Below are 14,328 nucleotides of genomic sequence, written 5' to 3'. Positions count from 1 at the left end.
CCATATTATATTTAAAGTGGCGAGTTAGCTTTTATGTGTGAAAACGGCTCTGTGTGCAAATTTCTTACGTAAATAAAATCTTAATGAAATTGCTGAGGCAAAATAGATAACGACAGTTAATATAAAGCTTTGACTGATAGCGAATATGAAGAAAGCAATCGCTAACAGTACCATTCCTATCAGTAAAGCTAACCAGGCTGAAACGGCTCCATATTTGATGGTTGAATGACAACCGGTGCAGACACGGACACCAAACGGACTCTCCTGAAAGCAGAACGGGCACTTAATTGTTTCGTTTTTCATAGCAACCCCAGGGTGGAAGATTTACTGCGTGTTTGTAGGGATTCTCGATGGCTGGCTGGCTAAAGTAAAATCACTTGTACCGATCGATGTTTGAATCATGATAGGTAAAAGCTATCATAACTAGTTTATTGATCTGTAATAACGATCAATTTATTGTTGACTTATCCTAAATTGACCACTACCCAAACGATATTGCTGTCAGGGATAAGCGGTAAGATTTTGTTTATAAATGAATTTTCCTTTCTTTATGTAAGGGTCGGGTTACATAGAGATTTGAGAATCCAGGGAGGGGCTTGTGAAGAATGCTCTTACCATAGCTTCGGAGAAGCTCTGCAAGCCTTCTAAGAAATGGAAGCCAGCCGATAAGCCTGAGATGCTTTTGCTGGTTAACCGCATTCTTTTGGAGAATCTTCTCAACGATCTCGTTTCGTCTGTCTTTTCTGAGTCGCAGTTCGAGTTCAGCAATTTTTTCACTGATACTTTCCTTTTGCTCCCTGGTTTCCAAAATTGTTGCAGGAGCAGGAGCAGGAGCAGGAGCAGGAGCAGGAGCAGGAGCAGGTATTGGCATGGGAGCTTGAGAAACTTCCTTTGCAGGTATGTCGATTCGCAGAGCTTCTAAGTGGCCGGGGTTATAGTTAAGACGGTTACTAAGATTTGCCCAGGAGTAACCCTTACCTAACTGCGAAGCTTTGAAAGCTATATCGCGGTAAGAGAATGAGAAGCCGTTCATTTTACCGGTAGAGGCAATATTGGCCTTCCAGGATACTTCAGCTTCTTCCAGCCTCCTGATAAAAGTTAAAAGGTCCGGTGAATCTGCCAAACTTTTATCAAGTATCTGTTCTAGGTCTTCTTTAGGGGAGGGAAGGCCAGTCCGTTCTGAAAGCATCTGTTCATTGCGGGAAACCTTTCTTCGCTTCGGTTGCTTTGGTGCAATGGAAGGTGCTGTCTTGGTCACGGTCAGGCCATGAGCGACTTCGAGTTTACTGATGATTTGTGTGCTGATGAGATTTTCATTCCTACCCAAGTAGAGCTTCCCACCATTGAGATCTATGCGACTTGCGATAATGTGTATGTGCTGACCAGCCGGATCGTCATGAAGCACATAACAACGAAGATGAGTATCACTGAACCCTAACCTCTTCATGTAGTCGTTAGCTATGCTGGACCATTGTTCAGCCGTTAGGGATTCTCCACTAGTCAGGCGAAGTGAGTTGTGCCACACCGGTTTCTGGACATCTGGCCGAAGCTGTTTTGTGCCATTGAATTCGGAAATCAATTCAAGAGCAGAGCCACTTAACATGTTCCCGCCAATTACGACTGGATCGCTTTTATGATGTGCTCCCGGTTGCAATACATAACGAACAACACCAGCGAAGCTCTTACCCCTTTTTATCTTCTGCATACCCTTCATAGGGTTTGCTCCATATGTCAGCATTTAGCAGGTGCTGGCGAAGCTCTTGCAGTTGTCGCTTCACAGCGAAAAGCTCTGTATGAGTAAGCTGGCTATCTTTGCTCTTACCATCTATGTGGGCCGCAATGCGATTTAGCTTTTGCGATATATCTGATAAAGCTTTCCATGCTTCGGTATTAATCGCTGGTATTACAGAAGGTAATTTTTGAAGAGCGGCCATGCGAAGCCATTCGCCTTTTGAATAATTTCCCCTCAAAGAGTTAAGTTTGGTCAATTCATTATCGTTAAGACGAACACTGACACAGTAATTCCTTAATAAATTCTTTGGTTTAATCATATAAACTCCTTTTTATATGTCATCTTAGAACTAATAATACATTTAAACATCCTTGTCAATTAATACGGAATAAGCAATTGATAATATACGATACAAAACCCTTTTGTCTCTGCAATACGATCACTCAACATTTAAAATGTATTTTTGACTATGAACTAGCTCGATGAAAATTAGAAAGTTTTCATTGTCACTGCTTAGTGAATTTAGCATAACTCCTCGCCATGAAAATTCTCGTTCATAACTAAGTTCTTCATTGATAAAATGTTCAATATCTGTACTGTCTTGCAACCCTTTTTGTCTTGTTTTATTAATGTAATATTCAAAATCTTTTCTAAACATATCTGCATTATCAATGGTTATTTCAAGTTCCTGAATGTGCCAGTTTATTACACTGCTAATACTTTCGTTAGCCAAGTTCGGATTGGCAGTAAAGTCAAAGTTAACCAAAATCGCATTTTCAGTTTCAGTGGTTATTAATTTTAAAAAATAGCTTTCATTTCTATCGTAAAATTCATCAAAATAAGGATGGATAAATCTTTGAGAAGAACTAGTAACACGAGTACTTAGCTTCTTAAAGTTACAATCACCACATGTAGGAACTAAATTCCATATATTGAGGGATAGTTCTGAATAGGAAACTTTGTCAAAGTAATGGTCTAGTGTTCTACAATTTGAACGTAAGCAATATGGGCATAACAATTGACGATGAAGCCTTCTCATCATTCCTATATATGCACGCTCGTTATCACCTGCTGCACTTTTATATAAATTGTTAAGTGATTTTTGTACTGTTCTATAATCTAATTGGCTGTTTCTGTAAAAATTAGAATTGAAAAACTCTGTATAAAATCTATCATTGTCGTCGAGGAAGATGTCTTTATTTTGTGAAAAGAAAGTTTTTAATTTACCACTTCTGTTCGAGCATACTGCTTCAAGAAGTGCTCTTTGGGTTGTATTCTCAACAAAAAAATCATTTGGTTTTTTTATTTTCATCGATTTTATCCGCTATCCTGCTTAATAGGCTATAAGAAAGGTCGCCATGAAGTTCATCAACTAAATCTTTTTTGGTTTTATATTTCTTGGCAATGTTTCTGATTTTTTCATTATATTTTGTCTCTCTATCCTTGCTGAAGAATACATATGCACTCAGCTTTTGTAAGTCCTCACCATAAGTTTCAATATTTGGGTTGAAAGTATAAATTGAATTATCAATGTCCTTTTCAAAAATGTGGACACCAGAGCGAGGTATTTCTCGTGCTACATACAGAGAATGTGTCGCAATCAAGCAGATAGAATTAGTGCTAATCAATAAATCAGATAAACTTGATATTAATGAAATAATTAGATTGGGATGCAGGAAGTTTTCAATTTCATCTATAAGAATAATGCTGTTATTCTGGATAGAAGATAATATAAAAGCCATCAGAAGCAGTGCATAATATTGACCTGAGCTATAAGTGATTTCTCTGAGGCCATTTATTTTTTCAATAAACCAAACATCCTCAAGTCTAATAGTTTGATTTAATGTAAATGTTTTCAGATCCCACAAAGAAGATAGAGAAACTCCACTGTCGAGAGTAAATCTGGAATCTAATTGATTAAGTACTTTTTTGATATGTGAGTCTAAAACTTTCAACGGATCAAATGGTAATTTTTCATTGTTTGATCTATCAATTATTTTGTTTATTAAATTTAGTAGTTTAGGAGATGAAACTCCGTCTTCTTGATTAAAAGATTTATTGCTTATTGCCGAATAGTATTCATAGTCAACTGGAATACCCTTACTTACTTTTTCGAATTGTTTTCTATTTTTAACATATTGATCTTGAATTGTATTAGAAATAACTATAACTTTGTTTATAACTTCTGAATGACGATAGCCTGTAATAAATTCATGTGAAATACTTTTTAGTGCATAACTTTTTCCTGTTGCATTTTTCCCAATGAAAACATTTATTGGGGTTCTGCCTAGTGCATTGTTATTAAAATTAAGAGCGATAGTATAGTTTTCAATAGGGTGCTGTATTTCGCAGCTCAAATTATCGACGGCAGTTTTTGATATGTAAGCTTTGTCACTGCGGGATGAAATATATTTTATTCCTTTAGAATAAGCATATTTCTGCTTGTTTGTAACAAGTAACCTGTCTAATATATATCTGTTGGGTTTTACATCGCCTTTATATTCTGAAAGTGCTCCTATATCTCTTATTTTTAGAAGGAATCTTTTTGAGTTGGTTTTTAGAATATCTTTTATCTGATAATATGAATTATCTGACATAACCTGGCTAAAGAAACTTTTGTTATTTTTAGCAGTTAATAATTTAGAGATCTCTATCGTTCCACTTTTAGATAGTTGTTCAGTGATATCATTATAGAAGTTACTATTTTTATCAATTAAAATGCGTGAGAAATCATTAATGCATATATAATCACTCCCACCCACTATGACTAAGTCGCATTCTAATCCTTCAAATAGAGATGGGATGGCATCAGGTATCTTGAGAAAGAATGTCCTATCATTTCCAGGTTTAAGATACTTTTTAAACGATTCATTTATAGTTAAATAGATCTTCATACTTCTTACTCCATACAATATATAAAAAGGAGTACAGCTTATTTCGCTATCTATGGCAAATGCACATAAAAATCATTCATATTACTAAACAACATCATACTCCTTAAAACAATAGGAATTCAAGTGGAACAGGGTTTTTGTTTTTTTTGTTATGAAAGTTTTAATCAATTATCGTACAACTCAACTTTACCAACATTAATGCTAATAAAATTCATGCGGGTTTTTGAAATATATTTTTTTACTTTTTAGACCATAGGGAATAAAAAGCAAGGCAATGAATAGAAGCAGAGCTTCTATTCATTAGCTCTTGCTTAATAAATAAGTAATGAAACTCTTTATATGCTGATAGGCTAATTCAATAACTGGGATTATGTTATCTTTGAATTGATATAAAACAAACATAGACCAGACTGATACACCAATGAAAATCAACCATTGGAGCTTATTCAAGGTTTTTTCAGCATCGACTTTTTTATTACTGAGTTTGGTTAAAGCTTCGGTTGTGATCAGATTAATACGGTTGGTTAATGCTTCGTCATCATCATTGGCATTCTCTTTCGTGAATAAAATCATCGTCTTATTAGATGATTCAATAATATCTGATAATGATTTTTTGGCATTATGGATGCCCAATATAACTACAGAGCACGTAAGTAGCATAGCTACAAATATAAGCAGTAAACCAGATGGAGACCAGCCCTTTATTATGGCTGTACTTACCAGAACAGCAGGTATAGAAAGTGATTTGGTCTGATGTTCTTGAATCAAAGAATTAAGCTTTGATAAGAAATCTAATTTCTGAGTTTCAACCTCGTGTATTACTTTATTTATGGAATATTTGTTGATGTATATTTCATAGTTAATGGAAAATAAATCCCACAATTTTTTCGGTGAATTTAACACTGAGCTAAGGAACGTATTTTTCTCATTAGAATCGTTATATAACTCAATTAACGATGATCTTAATACAAGTTTTCGCTCATAGGAGTGCAGGTCAACATTTGTCAAAGTAGACACATCACACGGGCTAATATCAACCGAATTTAGAAAATTCTCATCAACATTTTTTAATGGTAAATTGTAAGTGGTGATTTTCTTTGATTTACCACCTTCCATAACAAAAATATAATTTGGCCAAAAATTTGAATCATCGTATTCTACGTGGTCTGCAATTTTTGAGAGTATTTCACACCATTGTATATATGCTTTTGAAGAATTAGATATGGTTTCTATTTCTTCTGAACTTAAATTTTCAATGTAGAAATCATCGATTGCTTCTTTACTGCTCTTTATTCTTACCCTAAGAGTTTTAAAATATTCAATTGTGGTAGAAAACCAATTGATATCTGATGTTAATAAAAGTGATACCTTTACGATACTTTCTTTTTTTATTGCTTCTAACTTTAGATCATCAACTTCTTTTAGACGAGAAATATCGTCCTCTATTGCTACATAAGAGGAATTGTCGAAGACCCATACCTGATATGGGTCATCATATTCGATATTTTTAGCTTCTTGCTTTATTTTTAGCAAGAGACTAAGTATTTCTCTATTATTCATTTGCAAGCTCTTTCAGCCGAGCAATAATTATTGGATCATTAATCTTCTGAGTTAGCTTTACTTCGTTTGTTTCTGTGTCAAAGATAATTGGTCTATCAGAACCAGGCAAACCAATCTGATGTTTTCTTACACTCATTTTTGCAATATTGGTTTCAAAATCTAACCATTCATATTGTCTTTTATCACTTGCAGATACTTCGAATTCTTCATTAACTTCAAATCCATTTTCGTTTACAAAATCTACGAATGTATTTTTATGCTCTGCTAAATCAACAGGTATAATAGCATCGATTTGTGTTTGAATCTTTTCTAAGGTTATGGACTGTCCACGCTTACAATTATTAAATAGTTCCTGAACCTTGGATTCGATTTTTTCTCTCAAAGCACGACCAAATTCTTTTTGATGAGAGAATTGTTCCAAAGCTTTAATACATTGTTCACTACTGGTTTTATTGGAGATAATATCTTCGGCACCAATTGATTCGGTAAAATATTTTCTTACATCACCAGTTCCACGGATGAAGCATAAATTATTTTTGTCTTCATCTTCTACCTCCTCAGACATAAATCTGGTTATATCAATTCTTGCTCCCTGCAAGAATTTATCTAAGTCAATTATATCAACGGGATTTAGTTGTAGGTTTTCTTTGAATCTTAGTGCATCGGTGTTTTTAAGCATTAAAACAAGAAGTCGCTCGAAATCTTTATGAACAGAACCATCTTCCTTTTCATGTTGCAGTTGGTAATGAGTAAAAACCAATATTGCACCATTACTTGCTCTGGATTGTCTTGCAGATGTAATTAACTTTTTCTGGATAAAATCATCTACGAAGACTTCGAATGAAGTTTCTTTTTCTAAAAATTTTGACAGCTTTGAAGGGAAAGAGCTTCCTGGATAAGGTTTTTGAAACTTCGCATGAGATTTACTGCTCTTATGAAATCTTGCATCTACTTTCGTTGTAAATGTGATGACTTCCTGCTGATCGGTGGGCCAGAGAGCACCTAAGGTATAGGACCAATCTTTCTGTTCGTTCTTTGGAGGTGTAATCCTAACAGCGATAGCATTCAAAACCTGTAAAGAAGTCAATGTTAACCCCTAATGCATTGTTATTTATCGACATTTTTTAAAATGTACCCTTGCATAACATTTTAGCACATTGGCGAATCTGCACAACATAACCGATTGGGAATTTATGATCTTGGTCAAATGGATTTCATCAAGTAGAGGAAACATCAATTATGTAGCAAAAAAATATCGAAAATTACTATTTATTCTATTAATAAAAAATACGGATTAATTACTTTAATATCATTTCTATACAAAATAAAGTAATATTCGCATGACAGCACTAAATAATCAATATAATATTTAGTATGCTGTTGACTTTAAATTTTTATGTGCTTTATTAGTGCAAATGATATTGTAAGGAATGATTATGCGTAAAATGCTTTTTTTCAATGCACTAAGTCTTTTGGTTCTTATAATTATTGAGGAGCCTAAAACATTATTAGGTGAGTATCTTTATTATGCTGCCTTTTTTACCATTTCAGGCAGCATACTTCTCTCACCATTAATATACGTTATGACAAGAAAATCTTACTGAAAAATTTTATGTTTAACTTCTAGATATAAATTTATAATCTTGTAAGTGGCTTTCTTTACTAGGGTTTTGAGTTTGGAACGCAAAATTTTTTTTGGAGAGTTTGTTACAAAAATTGAATTTATAGTTCCTTTTGAAATCCACTCTTTCCTTGCAATTCTAAATTCAGTGAAGGAAATAAATAATTTTATTGTGTAGAAGAAAATAAATATTTCAACGGCAAGTACACGGAAAGCTTTTAGGTGATTTATTTTTGCTTGGGAGAAGGTTATTACTTCAAAAATAAAAACATTTTCTTTAAATACATTTATATCAATAAATTCTAGAATCAATACGGTTGCGCCAATGGCTCCTGTAAATATTACAACAAAGTCAGCCATTTTCTTTAAGTAATCACCCATTTGGTCATATGTCATAGAATAAATCATATATCCAAATAATATGGGTAAAAGATATGATAATATTGCAAAAAAGACAATGCTGTAATACCCAAGGCATATCAAAAATAAAATTAGCAAAAAGGGAATAAAGAAAATATTAAATATTTTTTTGTTTATTAATTGGCGTACATAAATCTTCCTTGAAGAATGAACTATTCCGCTTTCGTTTTCAACTATACAGACGTAAGGTCCGTTGTTTTTAGATTTTTCCTTTCCTAATTCATTTTTTTGCATAATGATTGTAGTGAACTCTTTACCAAAGAAAGTTTCCGTTCGTGTACTAACTTTCTTAATATCTATAAATTTTTCTTTGTTCTTAAAATGTTTTTTTATGATTTCTGTTGTATCATGCTGCATAATAATTTCCTTTATAGTCCAATTCTGTAGTGGGCTTTTATCATGGGTTTAAAATTACATGGTTAAATTAAATAATTCTAAATTAATAATGATATCCTCTTCGGAGCAATTTTTGATGCTAAATGATCAATTACCCTTTTGTATTTGTTTTGTTTCATTCTTTCTTCCAGAAATAAAGTTAATGAATTGAGATGGTTATATAAAATAACTGCGTTGATAGTTGTTTATCAAGCAGCAATGACTTTTAGCCTTTGAGCTTGGACATAATTACCCCACCACTGCATGAGAGCCACTCGTTCTACTATGTATTCTGCTCGGTTATAGGCTGCAATTATTTCATCTGTCTTCGAGTGTGCAAGGGCCGCTTCTAGGACATCTGTCCTGAACTTACCCGACTCCTCTGCGGCCGTTCGTGCAATAGATCTCATTCCATGAGCTACAAGCTCACCTCCGAAGCCCATACGGATTATGGCCGCATTAGCTGTTTGTTCATGCATATGGTTAAGAGGAGCCTTTATGCTTGGAAACACCCATCCACGATGCCCACTAATCCCTTTCATTGACTCCAGGACTCTCAAAGCTTCTTTGCTTAGTGGAACTTTGTGAGGCTTCTTCATTTTCATAAACTCAGCCGGGATGTTCCACATTGAATTATCGATATCTATATCAGCCCATCTTGTGCGAACAGCTTCACCAGGGCGAACCCATGTGAGAAGTTGCCACTCAATCAGTAGCCTTGTTTCTAAACGGATAGAAGCATTGATTAGAGCAACCAGGAAGCGGGGGAGTTCGGAAGGGGGTAATGCTGGCATATTCTGTTTTTTAGGCCTACTGAACCGTTGACCAAGGTTGTCAGCAGGATTGAATTCTATGAGTTCTTCTGTTGCGGCATAGCGGAAAATTTCATTTAATCGGGAAATGATTCGCCGTAAGGTTTCGAGGACTCCCCGTTGCTCAATAGGGTCAAGGTGTTGCTTTAAGAGTTTGGGTCGGATCTCATTGACAGGAACATTACCCAATCCTGGAAAGATATTTCTCTCTAGGCTTCGCCAGATGTCTTCTGCATGGTCTTGTGAGATACCTGAGGTCTTTACCTTCTCATCTAACCATTTCCTTGCCACGGCTTGGAGAGTGTGTTCAGTAGCATTCTTTAAGGCATTAGCTTTATTGCTGTTATGGACTTGGGGATCAATGCCATTGGCAAGCAAGGAAAGGTATTCATCTCGTAAGGTTCTGGCTCTTGCCAGTGTAAGGTGAGGATAGGTCCCAAGGCTCATTTTGGTTCTTTTCTTACTCACTGGGACCGCATATCTGAAATACCAATTCTTCTTCCCTCCTTTTGTGAGAGGAGCGATTCGCAGGATCAAACCATCACCGTCAAACAAGTTGATTTCTTTATCGGCTGGCTTCGTGCTTTTGATTTCAGTGTCAGTGAGCTTCTTAGCGATTTTTGCCATTTTGGGACCCTCGATTTTTGGACCCTTCGTTGTGGGTCCCATTCAGGGTGCCATAAGTGATAGTTCTCAGCAATTCTCACTAGACTACAATAGACGTAAAAAAGCCCGCAAGGCTGGTTCCATGCGGGCTTAGTAGACTTCAGTATACTTCAAACAACTAAAAAGTGGTGGAGCTGGCGGGAGTTGAACCCGCGTCCGAAATTTCTACATCCTCGGTACTACATGCTTAGTTTGTCTTTACATTCGCACGCCAGCTGCGGACAGACACGCCACTAACGAACTAGCCTGATTAGTTTTAGCACTTCAACCCCAGGCAGGGCATCCGCGCGATCTCTTTTGGGTTTGACCTCTCTTGATCCCCGTCTTAAGAGCGGAAGCTAGGGAGAGAGGGCTCTTAGCAGGTTATTAAGCTGCTAAAGCGTAGTTTTCGTCGTTTGCGACTATTTTTTTGCGGCTTTTTACGAGGCAAACCGCCCCTCGGCATGCACCTTGGGTTTCGCAAATCCCGTCGAATCCAGAATCAGCCCCAATAGTGTTAGGCACAGTATACCAGACTTCTCGTTCAGGATACCAGCCCGGAAAGCTAACTTATTGAATTGTACAATAAGCGCTCGAAATCAACGTCCTGCGTTTTTCATGATACGTGCTTTATCCAGCTGCCATTCGCGCTCTTTCAGATCAGTACGTTTGTCATGTTGTTTCTTACCTTTCGCGACGCCAATTTTCACTTTGCACCAGGCATTTTTCCAGTACATAGAGAGCGCCACCACGGTGAAGCCTTCACGGTTGATACGTCCGTACAGGGACTCCAGCTCGCGCTTGTTCAGCAGCAGCTTACGGGTACGCGTGGGGTCACACACGTAGTGTGAAGAGGCGACCGTCAGTGGCGTGAAGTTTGCGCCGAACAGGAAGGCCTCGCCGTCTTTCAGGATCACGTAACTATCGCCAATGTTCGCTTTACCCGCGCGCAGCGATTTTACTTCCCAGCCCTGCAGCGCAAGGCCAGCTTCGAATTCTTCTTCGATGAAATACTCGTGGCGAGCACGCTTGTTCTGCGCAATGGTCGCCGAGCCTGGTTTATGTGCTTTTTTCTTCGTCATAAGTGTCGTAAAGCCGTCGGTAATCTGATTTCAAAAAGTCACCTCATTGCGTCCCGTGAGGTCTAACGCGCTATATTAGCACGAGATAAGGCTTAGCGTTTTTTTAACAGGTGATAAATGCTATTATTTGTCCGTTGTGTGACCATGGAAAATGCTATGCCTCAGATTAGCCGTACTGCGCTTGTTCCTTACAGCGCGGAACAAATGTATCAGTTAGTGAACGACGTGAAGTCTTACCCGCAGTTTATCCCGGGGTGCACCGGCAGTCGGGTGCTGGAATCCGGTCCTACCCAGATGACGGCGGCAGTGGATGTGTCCAAAGCGGGGATTAGCAAGACGTTCACCACGCGCAATACGTTGACCAATAATCAGAGTATTTTGATGCATCTGGTGGACGGTCCCTTCAAGTCCCTGATGGGGGGCTGGAAGTTTACGCCCCTGAGCGCGGATGCCTGTCGCATTGAGTTCCATCTGGACTTTGAATTTACCAATAAGCTGATCGAACTGGCGTTTGGCCGTATCTTCAAAGAACTGGCCTCAAATATGGTTCAGGCGTTCACCACCCGCGCCAAAGAGGTTTACAGTGTCGCTTAAGGTTGCTGTGGAAGTGGTGTATGCGCTGCCAGAGAAGCAATATTTACAGCGCGTAACGCTGGAAGAGGGTGCGACGGTGGAAGACGCCATTCGTGCTTCGGGCTTGCTTGAACTTCGCAGTGATATCGATCTGGCGAAAAATAAGGTGGGTATTTATAGCCGTCCGGTGAAACTGGCTGATGTGCTGAAGGATGGCGATAGGGTTGAGATTTATCGCCCTCTGATTGCCGACCCTAAAGAGCTGCGTCGTCAACGTGCGGAAAAATCCGGCAAGTAATTATCCCAACAGCCTTGTTCTCTCCCCAGGCGGGTGAGGTGATAAATACAAAAAAGGTGCTCATTGAGCACCTTTTTGCAATTCAGTAGCCTGATTACTTGGTCAGGGCTGGCTTGTTGTCGATATTGGTCAACACACCGGCGCTGCTGAAGGTAAGGGTCAGGGTCTGCTGGGTCACGTTTTCGTGACCAGGCTGCTGACGGAACACATAGAACCAGGTGTTTGTACCGAATGGATCGGACATCATCGGGGTTCCCAGTGCATAAGCGACCTGCTGTTGTGTCATCCCTACACGGATTTTAGACACATCGTTAGGGGTAAGGTAGTTCCCCTGGTTGATGTCAGGACGGTAAACCACTTTCTCCAGAGTGGAACAGCCTGCGGTCAACATCAGAAGAACCGCAGCGGCAGCGGTCAGCGTTTTACAGCGCATAGTGATTTGATTCCTTTTCGGGCCCGAGCAGTACGCGGCTCATATGTAATATGCCGATGATAATAGACCTTGCCCCACTTTGAAACCGGTCTAGCGGCGTTTTTATTGTTCTGTATGACCCTGAGATCCTGAAAAAGTTTATGCTGCCAGCAGTTCTTTCGCGTTAGCGAGGGTGTTACGGGTGACCTCACTCCCGCCCAGCAGGCGCGCCAGCTCTTGTAAACGCGCGCGTTTGTCGAGAGGTTTCATGTGCGTTTCAGTCATTTCACCATCGGTTTCTTTACTGACGATAAAGTGATGATGACCACAACCCGCAACCTGCGGCAGGTGGGTAACGCACATCACCTGCGTTGATTCGCCCAGTTGACGTAACAGTTTGCCCACGACGGCAGCCGTCGGGCCACTGATCCCTACGTCCACTTCATCGAAAATCAGCGCCGGGGTGTCCATCTTACGCGCGGTAATCACCTGGATGGCGAGCGCGATGCGCGACAGCTCACCGCCGGAGGCAACTTTCGAAATAGCCTGTAAAGGCTGTCCAGGGTTCGTGGTCACGCGGAATTCAATGCGATCGGCACCTTCAGCCGTTAAGTGTGTCTCTTCGAAGCGAACGTCAATAGCGAACACACCGTGCGGCATTGCCAGCGTGCGCATGCTGTCGGTGATGTGCTGGCTCAACTCCTGTGCATAGTGCTGCCGAACGTCATGCAGCTGCTTAGCCGTTGCCAGCGCCTGCTGATGGTGCAGGTTCACCGCCAGGGATAAGGTCTCCAGAGAGTCGGCCTGATCGTCAAGCTGCTGTTGCTCTTCGAGCAGAGACTGATAGTAATTAGGTAACTCTTCCGCAGAGACATGATGTTTGCGCGCCAGCGAGATCTGACGGGAAATGCGCTGCTCAAGCTCGAACAGGCGATTCGGATCGAGTTCCAGGCGCTCGCAGTAATGGCGCAGCTCATCACTGGCTTCAGAGATCTGAATGGCCGCTTCTTCCAGCATATCCAGTACGCCGCCGAGCTTGCTATCCATGCCTGCCAGTTCTGTCAGCAGCTGGCGCACATTATACAATTGGCTCTGCAGGTTGACGTCTTCGCCATCTGCCAGCATGTTGAGCGCGTTTTGACTGGTTGAGAGCAGGTGCCCGCTGTTGGCCAGACGCTTGTACTCTTCGTCGATTTGCTCAAACTCGCCCGGCTGCGGGTTGAATTCGTTCAGCTCTTTCAGCTGGTACTCCAGCAGCTCGGCACGCGCGGCGCGTTCCTGGCTTTGCTGCTGATGCTGCGCAAGTTCCCGGCAGCTCTGGTGCCACTGACGATAGTGATCGGCCATCAGCTGAGTAAGTGCGTACTCACCTGCATAACCATCCAGCAGGGCTTTTTGTTGCTCAGGTTTGATAAGCTGCTGGTGAGCGTGCTGACCGTGGATCTGGATGAGCAACTGGCCGAGTTCGCGAAGCTGAGAAAGGGGGACCGCCGTACCGTTGATGAAGCCGCGTGAGCGACCATCGCTGCTTATTACGCGGCGAAGTAAACACTCACGTCCGTCTTCAAGCTGGTTTGCTTCCAACCAGCGGAGCGCCGCCGGGGTGTCCTTCAGGGAAAAGCGCGCGCAGAGATCGGCACGGTTTGCACCTGTGCGAACCATATCACCTTCGGCACGGCTGCCGAGGCACAGGCCGAGGGCATCAATGGCAATGGATTTACCTGCACCGGTTTCGCCGGTGATCGCCGTCATGCCGCTATGAAAATCGATCTCAAGCTCACGAACAATGGCAAAGTTACTGATGGTCAGTTGTGCCAGCATAATTGTTTTCCTGTATGAAAAACCATAACTGTGTTTTCATACAGTATAAACTGGTTTTTTATACAGTAAAGTGCTGGATGCAA

The 14,328-nt window shown here is 40.2% G+C and carries 14 protein-coding genes and 1 other RNA gene; 2 read left to right on the top strand and 13 right to left on the bottom strand.

Features of this window, described 5'->3' with window-relative positions; translation table 11 throughout:
• Window positions 1-24 precede the first annotated feature (24 nt).
• The 11 genes from ACWKX3_RS22530 to smpB all read right to left on the bottom strand — a co-directional run bounded on the left by ACWKX3_RS22530 (window position 25) and on the right by smpB (window position 11,141).
• Window positions 25-303: a hypothetical protein gene (locus ACWKX3_RS22530; protein ID WP_079987280.1), complete on the bottom strand. Its 279-nt coding sequence runs from the start codon at window positions 301-303 to the stop codon at window positions 25-27.
• Window positions 304-526: 223 nt separating this feature from the next.
• Window positions 527-1,714, bottom strand: coding sequence for a relaxase/mobilization nuclease domain-containing protein (locus ACWKX3_RS22525; RefSeq protein ID WP_454542506.1), 1,188 nt, complete (start codon window positions 1,712-1,714; stop codon window positions 527-529).
• Window positions 1,683-2,051, bottom strand: coding sequence for a hypothetical protein (locus ACWKX3_RS22520; RefSeq protein WP_454542505.1), 369 nt, complete (start codon window positions 2,049-2,051; stop codon window positions 1,683-1,685). The genes ACWKX3_RS22525 and ACWKX3_RS22520 overlap by 32 nt, the downstream gene beginning before the upstream one ends.
• A 120-nt stretch (window positions 2,052-2,171) precedes the next feature.
• Window positions 2,172-3,044, bottom strand: a complete 873-nt coding sequence (locus ACWKX3_RS22515) for an HNH endonuclease signature motif containing protein (RefSeq protein WP_252016073.1) — start codon at window positions 3,042-3,044, stop codon at window positions 2,172-2,174.
• Window positions 3,022-4,626: an AAA family ATPase gene (locus ACWKX3_RS22510; RefSeq protein WP_454542504.1), complete on the bottom strand. Its 1,605-nt coding sequence runs from the start codon at window positions 4,624-4,626 to the stop codon at window positions 3,022-3,024. The genes ACWKX3_RS22515 and ACWKX3_RS22510 overlap by 23 nt, the downstream gene beginning before the upstream one ends.
• A 300-nt stretch (window positions 4,627-4,926) precedes the next feature.
• On the bottom strand, window positions 4,927-6,186 hold the full coding sequence (locus ACWKX3_RS22505) for a hypothetical protein (protein ID WP_454542503.1): 1,260 nt from the start codon (window positions 6,184-6,186) through the stop codon (window positions 4,927-4,929).
• A complete protein-coding gene (locus tag ACWKX3_RS22500; RefSeq protein ID WP_454542502.1) occupies window positions 6,179-7,273 on the bottom strand; it encodes a nucleoid-associated protein in 1,095 nt (364 codons plus the stop codon). Before ACWKX3_RS22500 ends, ACWKX3_RS22505 begins: the two co-directional genes overlap by 8 nt.
• Window positions 7,274-7,783: 510 nt before the next feature.
• On the bottom strand, window positions 7,784-8,584 hold the full coding sequence (locus ACWKX3_RS22495) for a hypothetical protein (protein ID WP_454542501.1): 801 nt from the start codon (window positions 8,582-8,584) through the stop codon (window positions 7,784-7,786).
• A gap of 227 nt (window positions 8,585-8,811) precedes the next feature.
• Window positions 8,812-10,041 (bottom strand): integrase arm-type DNA-binding domain-containing protein, encoded by a 1,230-nt coding sequence (locus ACWKX3_RS22490; RefSeq protein ID WP_454542500.1) that lies wholly within the window; start codon window positions 10,039-10,041, stop codon window positions 8,812-8,814.
• 165 nt (window positions 10,042-10,206) lie between these two features.
• Window positions 10,207-10,569: a transfer-messenger RNA gene (gene ssrA, locus ACWKX3_RS22485) on the bottom strand.
• A gap of 89 nt (window positions 10,570-10,658) precedes the next feature.
• A complete protein-coding gene (smpB, locus tag ACWKX3_RS22480) occupies window positions 10,659-11,141 on the bottom strand; it encodes an SsrA-binding protein SmpB (protein WP_006178063.1) in 483 nt (160 codons plus the stop codon).
• 156 nt (window positions 11,142-11,297) lie between these two features.
• On the opposite strand from smpB, the gene ACWKX3_RS22475 reads away from it, so the two are divergent.
• Complete coding sequence (locus ACWKX3_RS22475; RefSeq protein WP_199559838.1) at window positions 11,298-11,735, top strand: type II toxin-antitoxin system RatA family toxin; 438 nt, start codon at window positions 11,298-11,300, stop codon at window positions 11,733-11,735.
• Complete coding sequence (locus ACWKX3_RS22470) at window positions 11,725-12,012, top strand: RnfH family protein (protein ID WP_006178061.1); 288 nt, start codon at window positions 11,725-11,727, stop codon at window positions 12,010-12,012. Before ACWKX3_RS22475 ends, ACWKX3_RS22470 begins: the two co-directional genes overlap by 11 nt.
• A 94-nt stretch (window positions 12,013-12,106) precedes the next feature.
• On the opposite strand, the gene bamE is transcribed toward ACWKX3_RS22470, so the two are convergent.
• Window positions 12,107-12,445, bottom strand: coding sequence for an outer membrane protein assembly factor BamE (gene bamE, locus ACWKX3_RS22465; RefSeq protein ID WP_006178060.1), 339 nt, complete (start codon window positions 12,443-12,445; stop codon window positions 12,107-12,109).
• Between the two features lie 138 nt (window positions 12,446-12,583).
• Window positions 12,584-14,245: a DNA repair protein RecN gene (gene recN / locus ACWKX3_RS22460; RefSeq protein ID WP_368748049.1), complete on the bottom strand. Its 1,662-nt coding sequence runs from the start codon at window positions 14,243-14,245 to the stop codon at window positions 12,584-12,586.
• Between the last annotated feature and the right edge of the window lie 83 nt (window positions 14,246-14,328).

The sequence above is a fragment of the Enterobacter sp. UPMP2052 genome (genome assembly GCF_053709675.1).
Note: the sequence above shows the minus strand (reverse complement) of the source record. Positions and strands in the feature narration are given on the sequence as shown.

Excerpts from the sequence above, each read along its gene's own strand:
- ACWKX3_RS22530 (WP_079987280.1), bottom strand. The coding sequence starts at position 303 with ATGAAAAACGAAACAATTAAGTGCCCGTTCTGCTTTCAGGAGAGTCCG.
- ACWKX3_RS22525 (WP_454542506.1), bottom strand. The coding sequence starts at position 1,714 with ATGAAGGGTATGCAGAAGATAAAAAGGGGTAAGAGCTTCGCTGGTGTT.
- ACWKX3_RS22520 (WP_454542505.1), bottom strand. The coding sequence starts at position 2,051 with ATGATTAAACCAAAGAATTTATTAAGGAATTACTGTGTCAGTGTTCGT.
- ACWKX3_RS22515 (WP_252016073.1), bottom strand. The coding sequence starts at position 3,044 with ATGAAAATAAAAAAACCAAATGATTTTTTTGTTGAGAATACAACCCAA.
- ACWKX3_RS22510 (WP_454542504.1), bottom strand. The coding sequence starts at position 4,626 with ATGAAGATCTATTTAACTATAAATGAATCGTTTAAAAAGTATCTTAAA.
- ACWKX3_RS22505 (WP_454542503.1), bottom strand. The coding sequence starts at position 6,186 with ATGAATAATAGAGAAATACTTAGTCTCTTGCTAAAAATAAAGCAAGAA.
- ACWKX3_RS22495 (WP_454542501.1), bottom strand. The coding sequence starts at position 8,584 with ATGCAGCATGATACAACAGAAATCATAAAAAAACATTTTAAGAACAAA.
- ACWKX3_RS22490 (WP_454542500.1), bottom strand. The coding sequence starts at position 10,041 with ATGGCAAAAATCGCTAAGAAGCTCACTGACACTGAAATCAAAAGCACG.
- smpB (WP_006178063.1), bottom strand. The coding sequence starts at position 11,141 with ATGACGAAGAAAAAAGCACATAAACCAGGCTCGGCGACCATTGCGCAG.
- ACWKX3_RS22475 (WP_199559838.1), top strand. The coding sequence starts at position 11,298 with ATGCCTCAGATTAGCCGTACTGCGCTTGTTCCTTACAGCGCGGAACAA.
- bamE (WP_006178060.1), bottom strand. The coding sequence starts at position 12,445 with ATGCGCTGTAAAACGCTGACCGCTGCCGCTGCGGTTCTTCTGATGTTG.
- recN (WP_368748049.1), bottom strand. The coding sequence starts at position 14,245 with ATGCTGGCACAACTGACCATCAGTAACTTTGCCATTGTTCGTGAGCTT.